Annotated in this window: 20 protein-coding genes; 7 read left to right on the forward strand and 13 right to left on the reverse strand. The window is 58.8% G+C overall.

What is annotated here, in order from left to right; translation table 11 throughout:
• Positions 1-157: 157 nt before the first annotated feature.
• Together ACZ9IM_RS25280 and ACZ9IM_RS25285 are read left to right on the forward strand one after the other, a co-directional pair.
• Entirely contained in the window at positions 158-478 is a 321-nt protein-coding gene (locus tag ACZ9IM_RS25280; protein WP_008075636.1) for a hypothetical protein, read from the forward strand.
• 73 nt (positions 479-551) lie between these two features.
• The gene (locus tag ACZ9IM_RS25285; RefSeq protein ID WP_429581343.1) at positions 552-1442 is read left to right on the forward strand and encodes a pseudouridine synthase; all 891 of its coding nucleotides are present in this window, start codon (positions 552-554) and stop codon (positions 1440-1442) included.
• 89 nt (positions 1443-1531) lie between these two features.
• Here ACZ9IM_RS25285 and ACZ9IM_RS25290 read toward each other — a convergent pair whose 3' ends face one another.
• A complete protein-coding gene (locus tag ACZ9IM_RS25290) occupies positions 1532-1753 on the reverse strand; it encodes a YgdI/YgdR family lipoprotein (protein ID WP_007895056.1) in 222 nt (73 codons plus the stop codon).
• 76 nt (positions 1754-1829) lie between these two features.
• Positions 1830-2432 carry a molybdenum cofactor guanylyltransferase MobA gene (gene mobA / locus ACZ9IM_RS25295; protein WP_427624323.1) on the reverse strand — a complete coding sequence of 201 codons (603 nt, stop codon included), beginning with the start codon at positions 2430-2432 and terminating at the stop codon, positions 1830-1832.
• 81 nt (positions 2433-2513) lie between these two features.
• Here mobA and moaB point away from each other — a divergent pair, with 81 nt between their 5' ends.
• Both moaB and ACZ9IM_RS25305 read left to right on the forward strand, forming a co-directional pair.
• Positions 2514-3053, forward strand: a complete 540-nt coding sequence (gene moaB, locus ACZ9IM_RS25300) for a molybdenum cofactor biosynthesis protein B (protein WP_008075630.1) — start codon at positions 2514-2516, stop codon at positions 3051-3053.
• Positions 3037-4263 (forward strand): molybdopterin molybdotransferase MoeA, encoded by a 1227-nt coding sequence (locus tag ACZ9IM_RS25305; protein WP_427624325.1) that lies wholly within the window; start codon positions 3037-3039, stop codon positions 4261-4263. Before moaB ends, ACZ9IM_RS25305 begins: the two co-directional genes overlap by 17 nt.
• A 65-nt stretch (positions 4264-4328) precedes the next feature.
• On the opposite strand, the gene ACZ9IM_RS25310 is transcribed toward ACZ9IM_RS25305, so the two are convergent.
• Entirely contained in the window at positions 4329-4637 is a 309-nt protein-coding gene (locus ACZ9IM_RS25310; protein WP_008075626.1) for a hypothetical protein, read from the reverse strand.
• 322 nt (positions 4638-4959) lie between these two features.
• Here ACZ9IM_RS25310 and yegS point away from each other — a divergent pair, with 322 nt between their 5' ends.
• The gene (gene yegS, locus ACZ9IM_RS25315) at positions 4960-5877 is read left to right on the forward strand and encodes a lipid kinase YegS (protein WP_476225272.1); all 918 of its coding nucleotides are present in this window, start codon (positions 4960-4962) and stop codon (positions 5875-5877) included.
• On the opposite strand, the gene ACZ9IM_RS25320 is transcribed toward yegS, so the two are convergent.
• From ACZ9IM_RS25320 to ACZ9IM_RS25330, 3 genes are all read right to left on the reverse strand, one after another.
• A complete protein-coding gene (locus tag ACZ9IM_RS25320; protein WP_032830712.1) occupies positions 5861-6520 on the reverse strand; it encodes a response regulator in 660 nt (219 codons plus the stop codon). The two genes, yegS and ACZ9IM_RS25320, sit on opposite strands and share 17 nt — an antisense overlap.
• On the reverse strand, positions 6517-7410 hold the full coding sequence (locus ACZ9IM_RS25325; RefSeq protein WP_476225293.1) for a sensor histidine kinase: 894 nt from the start codon (positions 7408-7410) through the stop codon (positions 6517-6519). The genes ACZ9IM_RS25320 and ACZ9IM_RS25325 overlap by 4 nt, the downstream gene beginning before the upstream one ends.
• Before the next feature lie 472 nt (positions 7411-7882).
• Positions 7883-8353, reverse strand: a complete 471-nt coding sequence (locus ACZ9IM_RS25330) for a hypothetical protein (RefSeq protein ID WP_123497547.1) — start codon at positions 8351-8353, stop codon at positions 7883-7885.
• Between the two features lie 463 nt (positions 8354-8816).
• On the opposite strand from ACZ9IM_RS25330, the gene ACZ9IM_RS25335 reads away from it, so the two are divergent.
• Both ACZ9IM_RS25335 and ACZ9IM_RS25340 read left to right on the forward strand, forming a co-directional pair.
• Positions 8817-9755 (forward strand): chemotaxis protein CheV, encoded by a 939-nt coding sequence (locus ACZ9IM_RS25335; RefSeq protein WP_008075611.1) that lies wholly within the window; start codon positions 8817-8819, stop codon positions 9753-9755.
• Between the two features lie 137 nt (positions 9756-9892).
• Positions 9893-10696, forward strand: coding sequence for an MOSC domain-containing protein (locus tag ACZ9IM_RS25340; RefSeq protein ID WP_476225273.1), 804 nt, complete (start codon positions 9893-9895; stop codon positions 10694-10696).
• 74 nt (positions 10697-10770) lie between these two features.
• Here the strand turns inward: ACZ9IM_RS25340 and ppnP are convergent, their stop codons facing one another.
• The 7 genes from ppnP to ACZ9IM_RS25375 all read right to left on the reverse strand — a co-directional run bounded on the left by ppnP (position 10771) and on the right by ACZ9IM_RS25375 (position 18369).
• A complete protein-coding gene (ppnP, locus tag ACZ9IM_RS25345; RefSeq protein ID WP_007895072.1) occupies positions 10771-11055 on the reverse strand; it encodes a pyrimidine/purine nucleoside phosphorylase in 285 nt (94 codons plus the stop codon).
• A 74-nt stretch (positions 11056-11129) separates the two neighbouring features.
• Complete coding sequence (locus tag ACZ9IM_RS25350) at positions 11130-11678, reverse strand: 3'-5' exonuclease (protein ID WP_008009345.1); 549 nt, start codon at positions 11676-11678, stop codon at positions 11130-11132.
• A 71-nt stretch (positions 11679-11749) separates the two neighbouring features.
• Positions 11750-13711, reverse strand: coding sequence for an acetyl/propionyl/methylcrotonyl-CoA carboxylase subunit alpha (locus tag ACZ9IM_RS25355; RefSeq protein ID WP_476225274.1), 1962 nt, complete (start codon positions 13709-13711; stop codon positions 11750-11752).
• A gap of 104 nt (positions 13712-13815) precedes the next feature.
• Positions 13816-14613: an enoyl-CoA hydratase/isomerase family protein gene (locus ACZ9IM_RS25360; protein ID WP_123723216.1), complete on the reverse strand. Its 798-nt coding sequence runs from the start codon at positions 14611-14613 to the stop codon at positions 13816-13818.
• Positions 14610-15767, reverse strand: a complete 1158-nt coding sequence (gene atuD, locus ACZ9IM_RS25365) for a citronellyl-CoA dehydrogenase (RefSeq protein ID WP_008075606.1) — start codon at positions 15765-15767, stop codon at positions 14610-14612. The genes ACZ9IM_RS25360 and atuD overlap by 4 nt, the downstream gene beginning before the upstream one ends.
• A 68-nt stretch (positions 15768-15835) precedes the next feature.
• The gene (atuC, locus tag ACZ9IM_RS25370; protein ID WP_476225275.1) at positions 15836-17452 is read right to left on the reverse strand and encodes a geranyl-CoA carboxylase subunit beta; all 1617 of its coding nucleotides are present in this window, start codon (positions 17450-17452) and stop codon (positions 15836-15838) included.
• Positions 17453-17454: 2 nt separating this feature from the next.
• A complete protein-coding gene (locus ACZ9IM_RS25375; RefSeq protein ID WP_427624343.1) occupies positions 17455-18369 on the reverse strand; it encodes an SDR family oxidoreductase in 915 nt (304 codons plus the stop codon).
• Positions 18370-18375: the final 6 nt, after the last annotated feature.

Genomic DNA, 18375 nt, shown 5'->3' on the forward strand with positions numbered 1-18375 from the left:
TGGCGATGCGCCCCACCTGTCGCGATCCTCGTTTCATCCCTTGGCCAAAGACAGGTTATTCGGTTACTGTATGTTCATACAGTTACTCCGATTGCCTGCCATGCTTTCCCCGGTTTCGGGTTTACGCAGGCGATCCCGGACGTCAGAGGGATGAACCTTGGTCAATGTCGAGCAATTGAAGAACAGCGTGAACCGGATGTCGGCGGACGTGGTGCGCGAGGCTGTCCTCGAACTGCGTTTGGATGGTCTGGTCACGGAGGGGAAAACACCCTTCAACAAATTGCATTTCAATACCTGTTTCGCCGAAATCGAAGCCTTGTTCCAGCGTGCGGGCTACCACCGGCAGCTGGATGTCGTGGGCTATCAGGGGTTGTTGTATGCGCTTTATGATCCGGGGCGCTGGGAAGCGGTCGATGTGCTGCGCTGGCTCAAGGAGTTCACCGAAGCGGCCGCTCGAGCACAGTCGATACCGGCCTGAGGATTCTCTTCTAGGTTCGTTCCGGCCACTGTTGGATAATGCCGCTCTGTATTGAGGGGTTAGAGCTTTTCGTATGTCCACTTCATCTTTTTCTGCCGCACACAACCAGGCCAGCACGCTCTATCTGCCGCCGGGGACGTGGCAGACCGTACTCGATTGCCTGTGCGAACACTTCAGCGCCATCGGTCGTGAACAATGGCTGGACAGAATTGCTCGCGGTCGTGTCCTTGATGGGCAAGGCCTGCCGATCCCCCTGAACCTGCCTTACAAGGAAGGTCTGCGGATTCATTATTTCCGTGAGGTGCCCGACGAAAAACCGATCCCGGTGGTGGAGTCGATCCTCTATGCCGACGAGCATCTGGTGGTGGCGGACAAGCCGCACTTTCTGCCCGTGACTCCGGCGGGCGAATACGTGGAGCAGACATTGCTGCGGCGGCTGATCCGTCGCCTGGATAACCCGCATCTGGTGCCTTTGCATCGCATTGACCGGCATACGGCGGGGCTGGTGCTGTTTTCAGCCAACCCTCAGAGTCGGTCGGCGTATCAATCCTTGTTTCCTGCACGCCAGATCGAAAAGCGCTATGAAGCAATCGCCCGGGCATTACCGGAACACTCCTTCCCGCTGGTTCATAAAAGTCGACTTATCGATGGCGAGCCGTTTTTTCGCATGCAAGAAGGTCCGGGCATCAGCAATACCGAGACGGCTGTCGAGGTCAGGGAAAAAAACGGTGAACTCTGGCGTTATGCGTTGTACCCGGTGACGGGCAAGAAACATCAGTTGCGAGTTCACATGACAGCCCTGGGGGCCAGCATCTGCAATGATCCGTTCTATCCGCAGGTGCTCAAGGACGTAGAAGATGACTATGCCAACCCCTTGAAGCTGTTGGCCCAGGGGCTGCGATTTGTCGATCCGGTCACGGGGCAGGAAAGAGAATTCGAAAGCACCATCACCTTACAGTGGTGATCACAGGGCTAACGACCCTGCTTTTCTTCAGCCACGAAAAAGCCCGCTTTAAAAGCGGGCTTTTCTGTATCTGGTTGTCGCCGTAAAGATTACAGATCTTTAACGGTACGGACCTGATCTTTGTTGACGCGGGTGTGCTTGCCATCCAGTTGTTCGAATTCGTAAAAGCCCGATTCTTCATCGTACTTAGGCGCGTCGACGGCCTGGATTTCTCGACCGTCATTCAAGGTGATCACTGTAGGCGATGCGCAACCGGCGAGGGTGGCAAGGCCCAGTGCGAGCATGAAAGTGGCGAGGGTCCGTTGAGTCATGGGTGTGTCTCCGAATGGGAATTCTTTTGGTTGCTGAGCTTGAGACGTATACAACGCGCGCAAGTTCCTTCGCGTGTCAGTCTGACACAGTGTGGTGTGTGCTTAACAGTTCAGGCGTATTAAGATTGGCCAGGCGGGGGTCGTTATCCGGGCATTGCAGGGCTGTGGCGCCCAGCTTGCGCATAAGGCGACCCGGGCTGCGCTCGCCTTCGTTCCAGGCAGTCTCGAAAGCCGCTGAAAGGGCGACGGGAATCATGCACAGCAAGGGTTCCCAATGTTCACCATGGCGCAGCATCAGCGGTTTGTCCGGATGCTGCCCGGCAGTTTCACGCATGTTCTGGAGCAGCGCGGCATCGATGCGTGGCACATCGCAAGGCAGCACAAGTAAGCAGGCGTGACGGGCGGCCTTCAGGCCAGCGCGAATACCCGCCAACGGCCCCGGAAAGTCGCCTTCGTCGTCATGGACCAACTGATCCGCATAAGGCGCATATTTTTCCGGGTTTCTGTTGCAGGAGATGATCAGGTCATCACTCAGCGGGCGCGTCTTGCGGTGCAGATGCGCGATCAGCGGTTCGCCGTGCCAATCCAGCAATCCCTTGTCCTGACCGCCCATGCGTTGGCCGCGACCGCCGGCCAGGAGCAGAATGGAGCAAGGTGCCAGAGGTGTATTCGAGGTCATCGCACTTCTCCATGAGGGCGGCGAAAAAATGAGGCGCTGTGATATAACACCGGGCTGTTTCTCCTACAACTGGACGAGCCTATGAAAGCCAAGGCTGATGTACCTTTCGCACCGCTCAACATCGCGGTGCTGACTGTCAGCGATACCCGTACCCTGGAAACCGATACCTCAGGCCAGGTCTTCGTCGACCGTTTGAGCGCTGCCGGTCATAACCTGGCGGCCCGTGTATTGCTTAAAGATGACCTCTACAAAATTCGCGCGCAAGTCGCCAACTGGATTGCTGATGAGGTCGTGCAAGTGGTGCTGATCACCGGCGGTACCGGGTTCACCGGTCGCGACAGCACGCCCGAAGCCGTGAGTTGCCTGCTGGATAAACAGGTCGATGGTTTTGGTGAATTGTTCCGGCAGATATCGGTAGCGGATATCGGCACCTCGACGGTTCAGTCCCGGGCTTTGGCCGGTCTGGCCAATGGCACGCTGGTGTGCTGCTTGCCGGGCTCGACCAACGCGGTGCGCACCGGTTGGGACGGTATTCTCGCCGAGCAACTGGATTCTCGTCACCGTCCGTGCAATTTCGTGGCCCATCTGAAACAGGCGGCACCCTGTGAAACCCGCGGGTAAGCCAGGCAAGACAGGCAGTCTGATGGCTGTCGAGGTGGCACTGGCGCGTTTACTGGAAATGGCCGACGCCTCGAAGATTCGTGAGCACGAACGCTTGCCGTTGGCGCAGGTTCAGGGGCGTGTACTGGCTGCTGACCTGGTCTCGACACTTGATTTGCCGCCTTGGCCCAACAGTGCCATGGACGGTTATGCCTTGCGCCTGGCCGACTGGACGGGAGAGCCGTTGGTGGTCAGTCAGAAGATTTTTGCAGGCCAGGCCCCGGAGCCCTTGAAGCCAGGTACTTGTGCGCGGATCTTCACTGGCGCGCCTGTGCCCGCCGGTGCCGACTGTGTCGAGATGCAGGAGAACGCCGAGGTTCAGGCGGATGAGCGAGTACGTTTCACCGAAACCATGACCCCAGGAAAGAACATCCGTCCACAAGGTCAGGAAGCCACCGTCGGTGAGCTGATCCTGCCCGCCGGAACGCGTCTAGGGCCTATTGAACAGGGGCTGGCGGCATCGCTGGGATGCGCTGAGCTGGACGTGGTTCGCAAGGTTCGTGTTGCGGTCTTGTCTACCGGTGATGAGTTGATTGAGCCTGGTCAGGCCCTTGGGCCAGGACAGATCTACAACAGTAATCGAGTGTTGCTTTGCAGCTGGTTGCAGCGGTTAGGTTGTGAGGTGATCGACGCCGGTATTCTTCCCGATGATTTAGCGACCACTCGTGCCCGCCTCGGTGAGTTGAAGGATGTCGACCTGATTCTCTCGACCGGTGGCGTATCGGTGGGAGAGGCCGACTTTCTGGGCATTGCCTTGCGGGAAGAGGGCGAATTGACGCTGTGGAAGCTTGCCATCAAACCAGGCAAGCCGCTGACGTTCGGGCATTTTCGCGGCGTGCCTGTGATCGGTTTACCCGGCAATCCGGCGTCTACCCTGGTGACTTTTGCTCTGTTGGCAAGGCCCTACCTTTTGCGCCGCCAAGGCGTAAAAGAAGTTGAGCCCCTGAAGTTTCAGGTGCCAGCAGGGTTTGTCTGGCCAAAGGCTGGTAACCGACGAGAGTACTTGCGCGGACGTCTGGAGAATGGCCGGGCAATCATCTACAGGAATCAGAGCTCTGGCGTACTGCGCAGTGCTGCCTGGGCTGACGGTCTGGTTGAAGTGCTGGAGGACCGTACGCTGATTGAGGGTGATTGGGTGAGCTTCATCCCGCTGAGTGAAGTCTTGAGCTGATACAGGCACTGGTTTTGCCCCGCAAGCCCGGTTGATCGCATCGGGCTTGCGTGCGTGACCATTTCTTAATGTGCCAGAAGTGTCACGACCTGATCGAAGCGGCTGTTGGCGATCCAGGCCAGAAGACCCAGGATCACGGCTGTTGCGCCAGCTGAATAGGCAAGCCTGTGTTTGATGGATTTGACGTCACCCCGGACTTCATCCATGTCTCTGCGGATGTACTTGAGGTGTGTCTCCAGTTCAATGACGCGAGGTTCCATGTCCACTTCTCCGGCGTGCTTTGCGCTGTTTTTGAGTTCAGCCTGATGATTGGCGCGATTTTCTGCGAACGGCGCGACTGGAGTTACCGGTAGTCTGAGGTCATGGCTTTGCATGGACTAACTGGCTCCTTGCGTTAAAACCATTCAGGTGATCGATGCCGTTGTTGCTTGCGCTTTTTGAGGCCCTTAAGGGGGTTTCATTCATTGTTTCACGTCCCTGTGTAATTAACGGGTGATAACTGATAACCGAGATCCAACGGTGTACCAATTGTTCGGATGGGTCAATTGAGCCGATTCCTCATGTTTTGTACGAAAAAATACCGCTCTGTAGGACTCACGTTTCCTTCCCTTGGAAATAATTGAAATCCAGTCGACTTTTATCAGGGGCTGCGAGGTCAACATATCCCATGGAATTGCTGATATGGGAGTGGCAAAAATGAGCGAGCGCAAGGCACTGTTGATTCTGCATGGCAAGCAGGCACTCAATGAGGAGGTCCGTGCAGCCGTCGAAGGCAAGCGCCAGCAGGGCTGGAAACTGGCTGTTCGACTGACCTGGGAGGCCGGTGATGCGCAGCGGTTGGTGGAAGAAGCGCTGACGGCAGGCTATACGCAACTGATTGCCGGCGGCGGCGACGGTACCTTGCGTGACATCGCTGAAGCCATGGCGGCGCATTCGACGCAGGCCAGCCTGGTACTTTTGCCCTTGGGCACCGCCAATGATTTTGCTCGCGCTGCCGGTGTGCCTCTGGAGCCCGCTCAGGCGTTGGATCTTCTGGAGGCTGTCCCGCGAACCATTGATCTGGGAGAAGTCGGCGGTCAGGTTTTCCTGAACATGGCCACTGGCGGCTTTGGCAGTCAGGTCACGGCCAATACCTCCGAAGATCTGAAAAAAATTCTTGGCGGCGCCGCTTATCTCTTCACGGGGTTATCGCGCTTCAGTGAGTTGCATGCGGCCTATGGCGAGTTGCAGGGGCCGGATTTTCACTGGCGCGGCGAATTGCTGGCATTGGGCATTGGTAATGGTCGACAGGCTGGCGGTGGTCATGTGTTGTGCCCGCAGGCGCTGGCTGACGATGGTCTGCTGGATATCAGCATTTTGCCCGCGCCACAGGAAGTGGTCGGTACCTTGAAAGATTTGCTGGCCGATGGCTTTGGCATCGACAACATGTTTGTGCGAGCTCGCTTGCCGTGGGTCGAGATCAAAGTCTCGGAGGGCCTTTATATCAACCTTGATGGTGAACCTCTGGAGGGCGATAGTCTGCGTTTCTCGGCGCGCCCGGCGGCATTGCGGGTGCATTTGCCCGAGGGCTCGCCGCTATTGAGTGTCTCGAATCCAGCTAATCGTCCAGACTGATGATTTGCTCGCGCACGGCGAACAGCACCAGGCCGGCCACATCGTAGATCTGCAAGCGTTTCATGATCTGCGAGCGGTGGGTTTCGACAGTCTTGATGCTCAGGCCCAGGCCATTGGCGATTTCCCGGGTTGATTTTCCGCGAACAATCAGCCGCAGGATTTCCAGCTGACGTGCCGTCAGATTGTGCGAGTCCTGGGTTTGCGTCTGATTTTTCTGGGTTCGGGTCAGCGCCTGGTTGATGACGGTATGGGCAATGGCCGGGCTCAGGTAGCGTTCGTTATTGCGCAAGGCATCCAGGGCATGTTCGAGTTCGGTGGCCGTGGTGTCCTTGAGCAGGTAGCCATGAGCCCCTGATTCCAGGGCCTGCATGATAAGCGCCGGGTCGGTGTGCATCGACAGGATGAGCACTTTGCACTGCGGGCGTACGCGCTTGAGTCGCTGCAAGGCTTCAAGACCACTGGTTTCCTTCATGGAAATATCCAGCAGAATGATGTCCGGGGACAGCTGCTCGACCATCTCAACTAACAGCGAGCCGTCATTGGCCTCCCCGATTACCGCATAGCCGGGAATATCCAGCACCAGGGCGCGCACGCCAGCCCTGATAAGCGAGTGGTCATCCACCAGAAGTAAGTTACAAGTCAACGCATAACCTTATTCGTACTGGCCCGTTCTAGCGCACGCGGCGCCCAGGGGAAGAGTGCTTCGATTTGAGTGCCTTTGCCCGGCTCGCTGGTCACGGTCAGTGTGCCACCTAACTGATCGATCCGTTCCGACATCCCGGCCATTCCGCGTTGCCCCTCGCGAGCGGGATCTGCCGCTGGCGCGAAACCCAGGCCGTCGTCGCTGATCAACAACGTCAGGCCTTGGGGCAGGCGTTGCAGGCGAACCAACAAATTACTGGCCTCGGCGTGACGCAGTATATTGGTAACCGCTTCTTGGGTGATGCGAAAGGCTGCCACCGCCATTTCCTCCGGTATGCCCGTCAGGCGTTGATGGCATTCCAGGCTCCAGTGCACGGAGGTATTGGCCAGGGTCCTGAGCAAATGTGCACGCAGGCTGGCTTCCAGCCCGAGACTGGCCAGTTGCCGCGGATTCAGGATGGCCGACACATCTCGCACCTTGGTGAGTGTTTCGTCCAGCGTTTCGCACAGTACCGAACACTGACCCTGCAGTTCTTCGGGCATTCGACGTTTGAGCCATTCACTTTGAAGTTTCGCGGCGGTCAGCAATTGACCGATGTCATCATGCAGCTCCCGACTGAGCCGGTGGCGTTCGTTTTCTTGCACTTGCAGCAGACGGTCAGCCAGTTCTTGAGGTTGAAACTTTATCGATTTGCGCGAGAGACAATGCCCCACCCAGACACAGGTCAGCGCCGCACCATTGAGCACCAGTAGACTCCCCGGCAGAGGCATGGACAAGCTATAGACCAGCAGGCTGCCAAGCGCCGAGCAGATGCACAGTAAAAGCGTAAACCGGCGCGCGTTTTTTCGGGAGGGTGGCCACAGGGTATTTGACTTGAGGCTGGCGTACATAGCGGATGGAGCCAATGGATGTTCGCTGCGGGCAGACCGGCCGTAAGGACTGACGGGTCTGTGTGTGGAAATCGTTGTGTGAGGTCGGCTTCAATGGCTGCGGTGCAGTGCTCGAAATACAGACTTCAATGTGCTCGTCTGGAGTCACTCTGTCATTAATGGACGTCAATTAATGGTCGGCATAATAACACTTAAGATACCGTTGGTCGCGCTCGGTATATAACTCTATACAGTCAGGAAATATGGTTTTTGGACGATGGTTCCATAATGGAAAAACTGTCGAGTTTTATCGTAGGAATATATCGATTGCCAGGCATTTTGTTTTTATTGCCCACTATCTGAAGTCGAGACAGGGATAACTATCTCGTACTGTCTTCGACGCAATGACCCATTCAATTGCGGCATGAGCGCATAAAGTTATAGGGCGGCGTCATGGCAATAGAAAAGCACAACACGGCCAGGGCTGATGTTTTTAAGCTTGCCGTTCCGAGAACGAAACCAACCTGAAGGGTCTGGCATGGCTGGGCGGCTGAAACTGACTTTGTCCCACTTGAAACGCAAACGCTTCTATCAATGAGGTCTGTTCAGTGTCATCGAGACCGAGTTGGCCGGTAGTCTGATCGATGAGTTCGAGTTGCCAGGCCAATAATGTGAAGCAGTCCTTGAGCGCGTCCAGGGCTTGATCGTGCAGGTCCATGTGGTTCTGCGCGCAGCTCAGTAATCCATGGATATGCAGCGAGAACTCCGAGACCGCCGCCAGTGCCAAGGCATCGGCCTTGCTGGACAGCTTGAGAAGGGTGCTGAGCATGCAATCGATGGCGTCCTTGTCATTGCTGATCAGTTGCAAATGACTCAGGCATTCCTCGGATTTGGCCAAGAGTGTTTCAGCCTCAACGAGAAATTCCGGAAATCGCTGAGCCCACTCTTTGGTGTCGTTCGGCATGCTTATCTCCACAACGTCGTGTCAGATGAGGGAATGTCGTGTGTGCCGACGAGAACCATATGTGTCCCCGTGCTGCCAAGCCTTCGTGATATCGCGCTCCGGCAGGTTTGAGCGCCGGCAGGGGAACTCGAGAGGGTGGATGGCCACTGACCTGCAATCGCACACAAAAGCCTGACTCCATTCATGCAATGAGAATGGCGTCACATTAATGGCTATTGGATATTGCGAATATCAGGTTGGGCCTGATTGTTACTAGGGGAATCCCTTACGCAGGGGAACCTAACGTGCAAACCGAGGTCGCGCCGCAGGGAAGGAAGCAGATGAAAATCACGGAGCCAGTAAAGCATGATGTTAATGTGACATCAACGCCTGAGCCTGGCATTTTGTCTGGGGGTCAAGGTCCGGCAAAAACAGCCGATAACTCCCTTTAGTGAATTCATCAGAACAAGCCCAGGAGTCATTAATGGCCGGCATTCTCGACACGGTAGACCAACGCACGCAACTAGTGGGTGAGAATCGCCTGGAAATTCTCATGTTTCGGCTGGCCGGACGGCAATTGTTTGCGATCAACGTCTTCAAGGTTCAGGAAGTGCTTCAGCTGCCGAAGCTGACCCTGATGCCGCAACGCCATCCCTTTGTTTGCGGCGTGGTCAACCTGCGTGGCCAGACGCTGCCGGTGATCGACCTGTCCCAGGCCATCGGCATGCGCCCGTTGGTGCCAAGTCCCACCAGTACCATTATTGTCACCGAGTACAACCGCTCGGTGCAGGCGTTCCTGGTCGGTGGCGTGGACCGCATCGTCAACATGAACTGGGAAGCCATTTTGCCGCCGCCGGCCAGTGCCGGTCGCCAGCATTACCTGACCGCCATCAGCAAGGTCGATGATCAGTTGGTGGAAATCATCGACGTCGAGAAAGTCCTGGCGGAGATCGTTCCGTACAACGCCAAGGTATCGCGCGACAAACTCGACGATCCGGTGCTGGAGCGTGCCCGTGGCCGTGAAGTGTTGCTGGTGGATGACTCTAACGTGGCCTTGTCGCAATTGCGCGACACGTTGGGTCAGTTGGGCGTGAAGATGCACATTGCCAGCGATGGCTTGAAGGCGCTGAACATGCTCAAGGCCTGGGCCGATACGGGCGAAGTCATGACCGACAAGCTGCTGATGATCTTCACCGATGCGGAAATGCCGGAGATGGATGGCTATCGCCTGACCACCGAAATCCGTAATGACCCCCGTTTGCGTGGCCTTTATGTGGTCTTGCACACCTCGCTGTCGGGCAGCTTCAACGACTCGATGGTGAAGAAGGTCGGTTGCGACAACTTCCTCTCCAAATTCCAGCCCGACAAACTCGTCGACGTAGTGCGCCAGCGCCTGATGCTCGACGCAGTACCGACAAGTTAAGCCCCGGCGCATTCTTTGTAGCAGCTGGCATTACAGCTTAATTTAGCGGCATTAGGACAAGCCCCCTCGCCACGGGGCCTTTGATTCGGCAATCAAGCTCGTATAGGGTGGCGTTTTTACCCACCAGGGAGCTGGCCATGCGTCTGAGCGCGCTTTATCGTTTTCCATTGAAATCCGGCAAGGGCGAGACCCTCAATCAGGTCCGCCTGGACAAGCTGGGACTGGACGGTGATCGACGCTGGATGCTGGTGGACGAGGCCAGTGGGCGCTTTCTGACCCAACGCGCGGTCGCGAAAATGAGTCAGCTGTCGGCGTTGTGGAATGCCGACGGCGGCTTGACCCTCAGTGCCCCGGGCCATTCACCGATCGATATTGCCTTGCCTGACGGCGATGCCGATCTGCGTGGGGTGACCATCTGGCGCGACACTTTGCGCGTTCCCGATGCCGGCGATGCGGCGGGTGCCTGGGTCAGTGAGTTTATCGGCAAGCCGACGCGTCTGGTGCAAGTGCCGCTTGATCGCGCGCGGATCACCCAGGCCGGCTATGGCAAGGACGATGATCAGGTGGCTTTTGCCGATGGCTTTCCGTTATTGCTGATTGGTCAGGCGTCGCTGGAAGACTTGTCGAGCAAGGTCGGGCGGCCGCTGGAGATGTTGCGTTTCCGGCCCAATCTGGTGATCGAGGGCAGCGAGGCCTATGCCGAGGATGGCTGGAAGCGCATCCGCATTGGCGATGTCGAGTTCCGCGTGGTCAAGTCCTGCTCACGCTGCATTCTGACCACCATCGACCCACAGACCGGCGAACGCAGCGAAGATCGTGAACCGCTGGCGACCTTGCAGAAATACCGCACCGAGGCCGACGGCGCGATGTTCGGTCAGAACCTGGTCAACGACGGCAATGGCCGGCTTGAAGTCGGCATGCCCGTGACGATCCTCGAATAAAAGCCCTTCAAAATAAAAAATGCCTGCGTCCAAGGACACGGGCATTTTTTTTGTCGCTGTGAAAACCTGGGGGTTTAGCCGCGGTATTCGCACAGGTAAGCGGTGTCGACAGCCACTTTCAGCTGGAACTTGCTGTTGGCGGGCACGTTGAACTGGCTGCCGGCGGCGAAGGTTTCCCAGGTGTCGCTGTCAGGCAGTTTGACGGTCAGGGCGCCGGACACCACGTGCATGATTTCACGCTGGCTGGTGCCGAATTCGTATTCGCCCGGTGCCATGACACCGATGGTCGCTGGACCTTCAGCGGTGCCAAAGGCGATCGACTTGACGGTGCCGTCGAAGTACTCGTTGACTTTAAACATGGGCGGTTCCTCGAAAAGGGCTAAAAAGGGCCGGCCAGTATGCACAAGGTGTCGATAGGCGTCACCTCCTGCACTCAAGGATTAGCGGGGAAAACCAGCGGTAACAAACGCGCAGTATTGCGCGCGTCTTCCAGCGCCCGATGCTGCTGACCGTTGAACTGCAGGCCCGCCAGCTGCAAGGCTCCATTAAGCCCCAGCGGGCGCTCCAGCCGACGAGCCTTGGCGAAGCGTTGCTTGAGGTTCATGTGCGGCACCCGGCTCAGGGCGCTGTCGAGTTGCAGGCGCTGCCAGTCTTGCAGCAGTTGTTTGCGGTCGTAATCGCCCCAACTGGCCCAGCCTTCCAGGCTCGCGTGATGTTGGCCGAGCCAGCGTTCGAACAACGGCCAGATGTCGGTGAGCGGCTGTGAGGCATCGATATTGGCCTGGGTGATGTGGGTCAGTTCCCGGCAAAACGGCGTCAGCAAGGGCCGGCGCAACGGGCGCACGAAGCACTGGAAGTGATCCAGTTCCTGGCCCTTGCGGTCCACGAGGGTGGCACCGATTTCGATGATTTCCATTTCCGTTACTGGCCAGCCACCCTCATCGGTGGTGGCTTCCAGATCAATGACCAACCAGTGAGGCATCGCAGGGTTCCTGGTATCCGCGTCCTGATAGGGCTTGAGCGTAGCCAAACCCGGCGGATCCGCCTAGCGGCTTATTCGACCTCTAACAAAATCTGACGATTTTTGACCTGATCACCGACCCTGACCTGCAAGCGTTTGAGTACCCCATCGATACCCGATTTGAGCGGATGCTCCATTTTCATTGCTTCGAGCACCACCAATAGCTGACCTTTGCTGACCGGGCTGCCCTCACTGACCAGTACATCGACGATCGCCCCGTCCATCGGCGCCTTGAGCGTGCCGGAACTGACACTGGCCTGGCCGCTGACCAGCGCCTGGGTCCGATCCATCAGCCGCAGGCTGCCGGGGCGCGTGAACAACCACAGTTGCCCGGCCTCGAGGCGGTAGGCATGGCGTTGGCGAATGCCGTCGATTTCCAGGGTGGCCCAGTGTCCGTCGCATCCGATGACCTTCAGTTCGAGGGCGCGAGCGCCGATCTGAGCACGGTAGGGTTTGCCAGGTTCAGCGTTCAATTCCACCGGCCAGTCCTGATCCTCCAGGCCGATTCGGTAGTGCAAAGGCACGCTGGCGTTGTTGCGCCAACCGGCCAGCGGGGTGCGGTGAGCCTGCGCTGAAGCCTGATAAAACAGCGCCGCAGCGATGGCCAGTTCTTCGGCACTCGGCAAATGGGGATGCAGGCAGGGATGATCGGCGAAGTGCGTGGGGATGAACCCGGTGCTGAACTCGCCGCTGATGAACTGCGGATGTTCCAGCAGGCTGGCGAGCAAGCGCTGATTGCTTTGCACGCCCAGCAACACGCTGTCTTGTACGGCCCGCAGCAACTTGCGCCGGGCTTCTTCGCGGGTGGTGCCGTGGGCGATGAGCTTGCCCAGCATCGGGTCATAAAACGGACTGACAGACTGACCTTCGATCAAGCCATGGTCGATCCGCACACCGCCCAGCAACGCGGGTTCCCAGGCTGCGATTCGCCCGGTTTGCGGCAGAAATCCCTGGGCTGGATCTTCGGCGTACAGGCGCACTTCCATGGCATGGCCGTTGAGCTGCACCTGCTCCTGTTGCAACGGCAGTGGCAGTCCTTCGGCGACGTGAAACTGCCAGGCCACCAGATCGAGGCCGGTGATCAGCTCTGTCACCGGATGTTCCACCTGCAGCCGGGTGTTCATCTCCAGAAAGTAGAACTGCCCGCGAGTATCCAGCAGGAACTCCACAGTGCCGGCGCCGACGTAATTCACCGCGCGCCCCGCCTTGAGCGCCGCTTCGCCCATGGCTTTGCGCAACTCGGCGGTCATTACCGGGCAGGGCGCTTCCTCGATGATTTTCTGGTGACGGCGCTGGATCGAACAGTCGCGCTCACCGAGGTAGATCAGGTTGCCGTGTTGATCGCCGAACACCTGAACCTCGACGTGACGCGGGTCGATCAAGGCTTGCTCGAGGATCAGTTCGTCGCTGCCAAACCCATGCCGCGCCTCGGAGCGTGCGGTGCGAATCTGCTCCAGCAACTCTTCAGCGCTATGCACCAGGCGCATGCCACGACCACCGCCGCCGGCACTGGCCTTGATCATCAGCGGATAGCCGATGCGTTCGGCTTCACGGCCGAGGGTCGCGTCGTCCTGTTCGCTGCCCTGATAACCTTTGATGCAGGGCACGCCCGCTTTGATCATGGCGAGTTTCGACAGACGTTTGCTGCCCATCAGTTCAATGGCCTCGGGGCTCGGGCCGATGAAGATGATGCCGGCCTGTTGGCAGGCGCGGGCGAATGCTGCGTTTTCCGAGAGGAAGCCGTAACCGGGGTGGATCGCATCGGCACCGGTGCGCCGGGCGGCGTCGATGATTGCCGGGATGTTCAGGTAAGACTGCTGCACCGGGGCCGGGCCGATGTTCACGGCTTCGTCGGCCATCTGCACATGCAAGGCATCGGCGTCGGCGTCACTGAATACTGCGACGGTGCGGTAGCCCAGCGCTTGCGCGGTGCGCTGGATGCGGCAGGCGATTTCACCGCGGTTGGCGATCAGGATTTTGCTGAAGGCGGGCATGGGTTATTCCCTTTGTATTACGGTGAATGTGATGGCCCCATCGCGAGCAGGCTCGCTCCCACATTTGAAGTGCATTCCCCTGTGGGAGCCTGCTCGCGATGCTTTTAAATTGCCCAACCCGGTTTTCGCTTTTGCACAAAGGCCATCGTCCCCTCGATCCCTTCATCCCCGGTCACTGCTTCGCTGAACCACTCGGCCGCCTGATCCAGCAGGCCATCCGAAAGTTGCACCGCACTCGCCAGCAAGAGTTTTTTGGTCGCTGCATTCGCCCCCGGAGCACAACACAACACATGGGCCAGCACTTCATCGAGGCGCTCGGCCAAGGCTTGCGGGTCATGCTCGACAAAATGCACCAATCCCATCCGCCGGGCCTGGGTGCCATCGAACCGTGCGGCGGTCAGGGCCAGTCGGCGGGCCTGGGTCAGGCCGATGCGCTGCACCACGAACGGTGCGATCTGCGCCGGCAACAGGCCGAGGCTGGTTTCCGGCAGGCCGAATTGCGCCTGATGATCGGCCATGGCTATGTCACTGACGCAGGCAAGGCCGAAGCCGCCGCCAAGCACCGCCCCTTGCAGCACCGTGATGACCACTTGCGGCGCGTGCTGGGTTTCTTCCAGCAGGGCGCCGAACGCACGGTTCAATTCGCGGTAGGCGGTCGCGCCTTGAGCGCGGGCATTGGCCATGTCCTTGATGTCGGCACCGGCACAAAAATGCCCGCCGGCACCGCCGATCACCAACGCGCGAACCTGCCGGTCATCGCGCACCGCCGCCAGCACCGCGCGTAGCTCGGCGACCATTTGCAGGCTCATGGCGTTGCGACTGTCGGGGCGATTGAGGGTGATGTGCAGGACGCCGTTATGCCGTTCGAGCAACAGAGTCTGGCAAACGGGAAGGGTGTTCATTTCTTTTTCCCCGGCAGGATGCCCATGAGTTTGCAGATGATCCCCAGCATGATTTCGTCGGCACCGCCGCCGATCGACACCAGCCGCACGTCGCGGTAAGCCCGCGCCACCGGGTTGTCCCACATGAAGCCCATGCCGCCCCAATATTGCAGGCAACTGTCGCTGACTTCCCGGCCCAGTCGCCCGGCCTTGAGTTTGGCCATGGACGCCAGACGGGTGACGTCCTGGCCTTTGATGTATTGCTCGGTGGCCTGATAGACCAGCGCCCGCAGGCATTCGATTTCGGTTTGCAGTTCGGCCAGGCGGAAATGGATGACTTGATTATCGATCAGCGCATTGCCGAAGGTCTTGCGCTCCTTGCAATACTCGATGGTGCTGTCGACGCAATACTCCAGGCCTTTGATCATGTTCGCCGCGCCGAACAATCGTTCTTCCTGGAACTGCAGCATCTGCATCATGAACCCCGCGCCTTCGTGGCCAATGCGGTTGCGTTGCGGCACGCGCACGTTGTCGAAAAACACCTGGGCGGTTTCCGAGCTGCGCATGCCGAGTTTGTCCAGGTGCGAGCTGAGGCTGATGCCGGGGCTGTTCATTGGCACCATGATCAGCGACTTGTTGATGTGCGGTTTGTCGTCCGAGGTGTTGGCCAGCAGGCAGATGAAGTCGGCGCTCGGCGAGTTGGTGATCCACATCTTGCTGCCGTTGATCACATAGTCGTCGCCGTCCTTGCGGGCGGTGGTTTTCAAACCTGCTACGTCGGAGCCGGCACCGACTTCAGAGACGCCAATGCAGCCAACCTGCTCGCCGGTGATCGCGGGGCGGAGGAATTCTTCGCGCAGTTCATCGGAGCCGAAACGCGCCAGGGCCGGGGTGCACATGTCGGTCTGCACGCCGATGGACATCGGAATACCGCCGCAATGAATGGTGCCGAACTCTTCGGCGGCCACAATCGAATAGCTGTAGTCGAGCCCCATGCCGCCGAATTTTTCCGGTTTGGAAATCCCCAGCAGACCGAGGTCGCCCGCCTTGCGGAAGATCTCATGGATCGGAAAGCGCCCAGCCTTTTCCCATTCCTCGACATGAGGATTGATCTCGTGATCGACGAATTGGCGGACGGTGCGGCGCAGTGCTTCGTGTTCCTGGGTGAAGATCATTTTTTATTGTTCTCCTGTGATCGTTCCCACGCTCTGCGTGGGAATGCAGCCTTAGACGCACCGCGTCATCAAAAACGGGCTACGCCGAAACTGTTGGATTGCAGCGAACGAACTTCGGCCTCATGGCAGATGTCCAGCAAATACCCGAGCAACGTGCGGGTGTCCCGCGGATCGATCAGCCCGTCGTCCCATAGATTGGCGCTGCCATACAACGCTGTGGACTGGCTGTCGAGCTTCTGCGCGGTGACTTGTTCCAGCATGTCGAGCATTTTCGGATCGGGCACTAACCCGTCTTTGAGCTGCTTGGCTTCGGTGACGATCCGCAACACTTTGCCGGCCTGAGCGCCGCCCATCACCGCGGTGCGGCTGTTGGGCCAGGCGAAGATGAAGCGCGGGTCGAGGCCACGACCGCACATCGCGTAGTTGCCAGCGCCGTAGGAACCGCCGACGACGATCGTCAGTTTGGGCACTCGGGCATTGGCCACCGCTTGAATCATTTTCGCGCCGTGCTTGATCACGCCTTGTTGTTCCGACTCGGTGCCGACCATGAAACCGGTGGTGTTGTGGAAAAACAGCAGGGGCGTCTGGCTCTGGTCGCAGAGCTGAATGAACTGTGCAGCCTTGCTCGCACCTTTGGGCGTAATCGGGCCGTTGTTGCCGATGAAGCCGCAGGCTCGACCCTGAATCTGCAAATGCCCGCAGATTGTTTGCTGGTCGAACTCGCCCTTGAATTCGAGGAAGTTCGAAGCGTCGGCAATCCGGGCGATGATTTCGCGCACGTCGTAGGGCTTTTTCGGGTCATCCGGGATCAGTCCCAGCAGTTCGTCGATGGGGTAGAGCGGTTCTTCCCACCGACGTTCGGGTAACCATGGCAACTGATCGTTCCACGGCAACAGGCTCATGATCTCGCGCACCTGGCGCAGGCCATCAGCATCGTTCTCGGCCAGGTATTCGGCGGTGCCGGCGGTTTGCGCGTGCATCTGGGCGCCGCCCAGTTCTTCATCGGTAGCGACTTCACCGGTGGCGGCCTTGAGCAGCGGCGGCCCGGCAAGAAACAGCTTGGCTTTGCCGCGCACCACCACCACGTAATCCGACAACCCGGGCTGATAAGCACCGCCCGCGGTGGCCGAGCCATGGACCACGGTGATTTGCGGCAAGCCCATGGCCGACATCCGCGCCTGATTGGCAAAGCTGCGCGCGCCTTCGACGAAAATCTCCGCCGCGTAATTGAGGTTGGCGCCCCCGCTCTCCGCGAGGGTGATCACCGGCAGTTTGTTTTCCATGGCGATCTGTTGCAGGCGCAGGGACTTTTTCAAACCGCTGGGGGAAATGGTTCCACCCTTGATCGCGCTGTTGTTCGCCACCACCAAAACCCGCACGCCCGACACGTAACCGATCCCGGCGATCAAACCGCCGCCGGCCGAGCTGCCGTCCTTGTCGTCGTGCAGCTTGTAGCCGGCCAGGCTCGCCAGTTCGAGGAACGGCGCGCCGGGATCAAGCAGCAAGTTAAGTCGCTCCCGGGGCAGCAGTTGCCCGCGCTTGTCGAACCTGGGCTTGGCTTCGGCGGCTTTGCTCAGCAGGTTCTGTTCGAGCTGGCGGACCTGCTCGATGCCGGCCAGCATGGCCGCACGGTTACGGGCGAACGATTCGCTGAACGGATCTATCTGGGACTGGATGACCGGCATGGTTATTCCTTGTCCTTGAGCTCGTCTGGCTTGGAGACGTCTGGTTTGGACGCGTCGGGTCTGAGTACTTCGGGTAAATAGGCGCGGTGAAAGCCGTTGTACGAATGACTGTTCTGCGCCTTGTGCATTGGCCAGGCCCGCCCGCCGAGGCTGGCGGCGCCGTCGATGCGCAACGTGCTGCCGCTGACAAAAGCGGCTGCCGGGCTGAGCAGGAAAACAATCGCCGCGCTGATTTCCGATTCGGTGCCGATGCGCTTGAGCGGTACGTGTTCGCACAGGGTCGGGATTACGGCCCGGAACGCACCTTCGTAGGTGTCCATGCCGCTGGAAGCGACCCAGCCCGGCGCGACGGCGTTGACCCGCACGCCGGCATAGCCCCATTCAAACGCAGCGGTCTTGGTGAAGTTGTCCATGCCCGAGCGCGCCGCGCCCGAGTGACCCATGCCGGGCATGCCGCCCCACATGTCGGCGAGCATGTTGACGATGGCGCCGCCGTGCTTGCTCATGGACTGATTGAACACCTCGCGGGCCATCAGAAAACCACCCACCAGGTTGGTGCGCAGTATGGTTTCGAACCCTTTCTGATTGATCGACGCCAGGGGCGAGGGGTACTGCCCGCCGGCATTGTTGACCAGCCCATGAATCGGCCCGTGTTTGCGGATCAATTCGCTGACCAATTGCGTGACGGCGTCTTCATCGCGGATATCGCAGACCTGCCAACTGACTTTCCCCCCGTCTTCGATGATTTCGGCGGTGACCTTTTTCAGTTTTTCGGCATTACGCCCCACCAGCAGCACCTGCGCACCGAGGGCTGCGAGCTCGTGGGCGGTGCAACGGCCGATACCGCTGCCGCCACCGGTAACGATGATGTTTTGGCCAGCGAACAGGTCGGGTTTGTAAATCGAGTCATAAGCCATGGCGAC

Source organism: Pseudomonas sp. TE12508 (genome assembly GCF_056279485.1).

Excerpts from the sequence above, each read along its gene's own strand:
- ACZ9IM_RS25285 (WP_429581343.1), top strand. The coding sequence starts at position 552 with ATGTCCACTTCATCTTTTTCTGCCGCACACAACCAGGCCAGCACGCTC.
- ACZ9IM_RS25290 (WP_007895056.1), bottom strand. The coding sequence starts at position 1,753 with ATGACTCAACGGACCCTCGCCACTTTCATGCTCGCACTGGGCCTTGCC.
- mobA (WP_427624323.1), bottom strand. The coding sequence starts at position 2,432 with ATGACCTCGAATACACCTCTGGCACCTTGCTCCATTCTGCTCCTGGCC.
- moaB (WP_008075630.1), top strand. The coding sequence starts at position 2,514 with ATGAAAGCCAAGGCTGATGTACCTTTCGCACCGCTCAACATCGCGGTG.
- ACZ9IM_RS25310 (WP_008075626.1), bottom strand. The coding sequence starts at position 4,637 with ATGCAAAGCCATGACCTCAGACTACCGGTAACTCCAGTCGCGCCGTTC.
- yegS (WP_476225272.1), top strand. The coding sequence starts at position 4,960 with ATGAGCGAGCGCAAGGCACTGTTGATTCTGCATGGCAAGCAGGCACTC.
- ACZ9IM_RS25325 (WP_476225293.1), bottom strand. The coding sequence starts at position 7,410 with ATGTACGCCAGCCTCAAGTCAAATACCCTGTGGCCACCCTCCCGAAAA.
- ACZ9IM_RS25330 (WP_123497547.1), bottom strand. The coding sequence starts at position 8,353 with ATGCCGAACGACACCAAAGAGTGGGCTCAGCGATTTCCGGAATTTCTC.
- ACZ9IM_RS25335 (WP_008075611.1), top strand. The coding sequence starts at position 8,817 with ATGGCCGGCATTCTCGACACGGTAGACCAACGCACGCAACTAGTGGGT.
- ACZ9IM_RS25340 (WP_476225273.1), top strand. The coding sequence starts at position 9,893 with ATGCGTCTGAGCGCGCTTTATCGTTTTCCATTGAAATCCGGCAAGGGC.
- ppnP (WP_007895072.1), bottom strand. The coding sequence starts at position 11,055 with ATGTTTAAAGTCAACGAGTACTTCGACGGCACCGTCAAGTCGATCGCC.
- ACZ9IM_RS25350 (WP_008009345.1), bottom strand. The coding sequence starts at position 11,678 with ATGCCTCACTGGTTGGTCATTGATCTGGAAGCCACCACCGATGAGGGT.
- ACZ9IM_RS25355 (WP_476225274.1), bottom strand. The coding sequence starts at position 13,711 with ATGCCCGCCTTCAGCAAAATCCTGATCGCCAACCGCGGTGAAATCGCC.
- ACZ9IM_RS25360 (WP_123723216.1), bottom strand. The coding sequence starts at position 14,613 with ATGAACACCCTTCCCGTTTGCCAGACTCTGTTGCTCGAACGGCATAAC.
- atuD (WP_008075606.1), bottom strand. The coding sequence starts at position 15,767 with ATGATCTTCACCCAGGAACACGAAGCACTGCGCCGCACCGTCCGCCAA.
- atuC (WP_476225275.1), bottom strand. The coding sequence starts at position 17,452 with ATGCCGGTCATCCAGTCCCAGATAGATCCGTTCAGCGAATCGTTCGCC.
- ACZ9IM_RS25375 (WP_427624343.1), bottom strand. The coding sequence starts at position 18,369 with ATGGCTTATGACTCGATTTACAAACCCGACCTGTTCGCTGGCCAAAAC.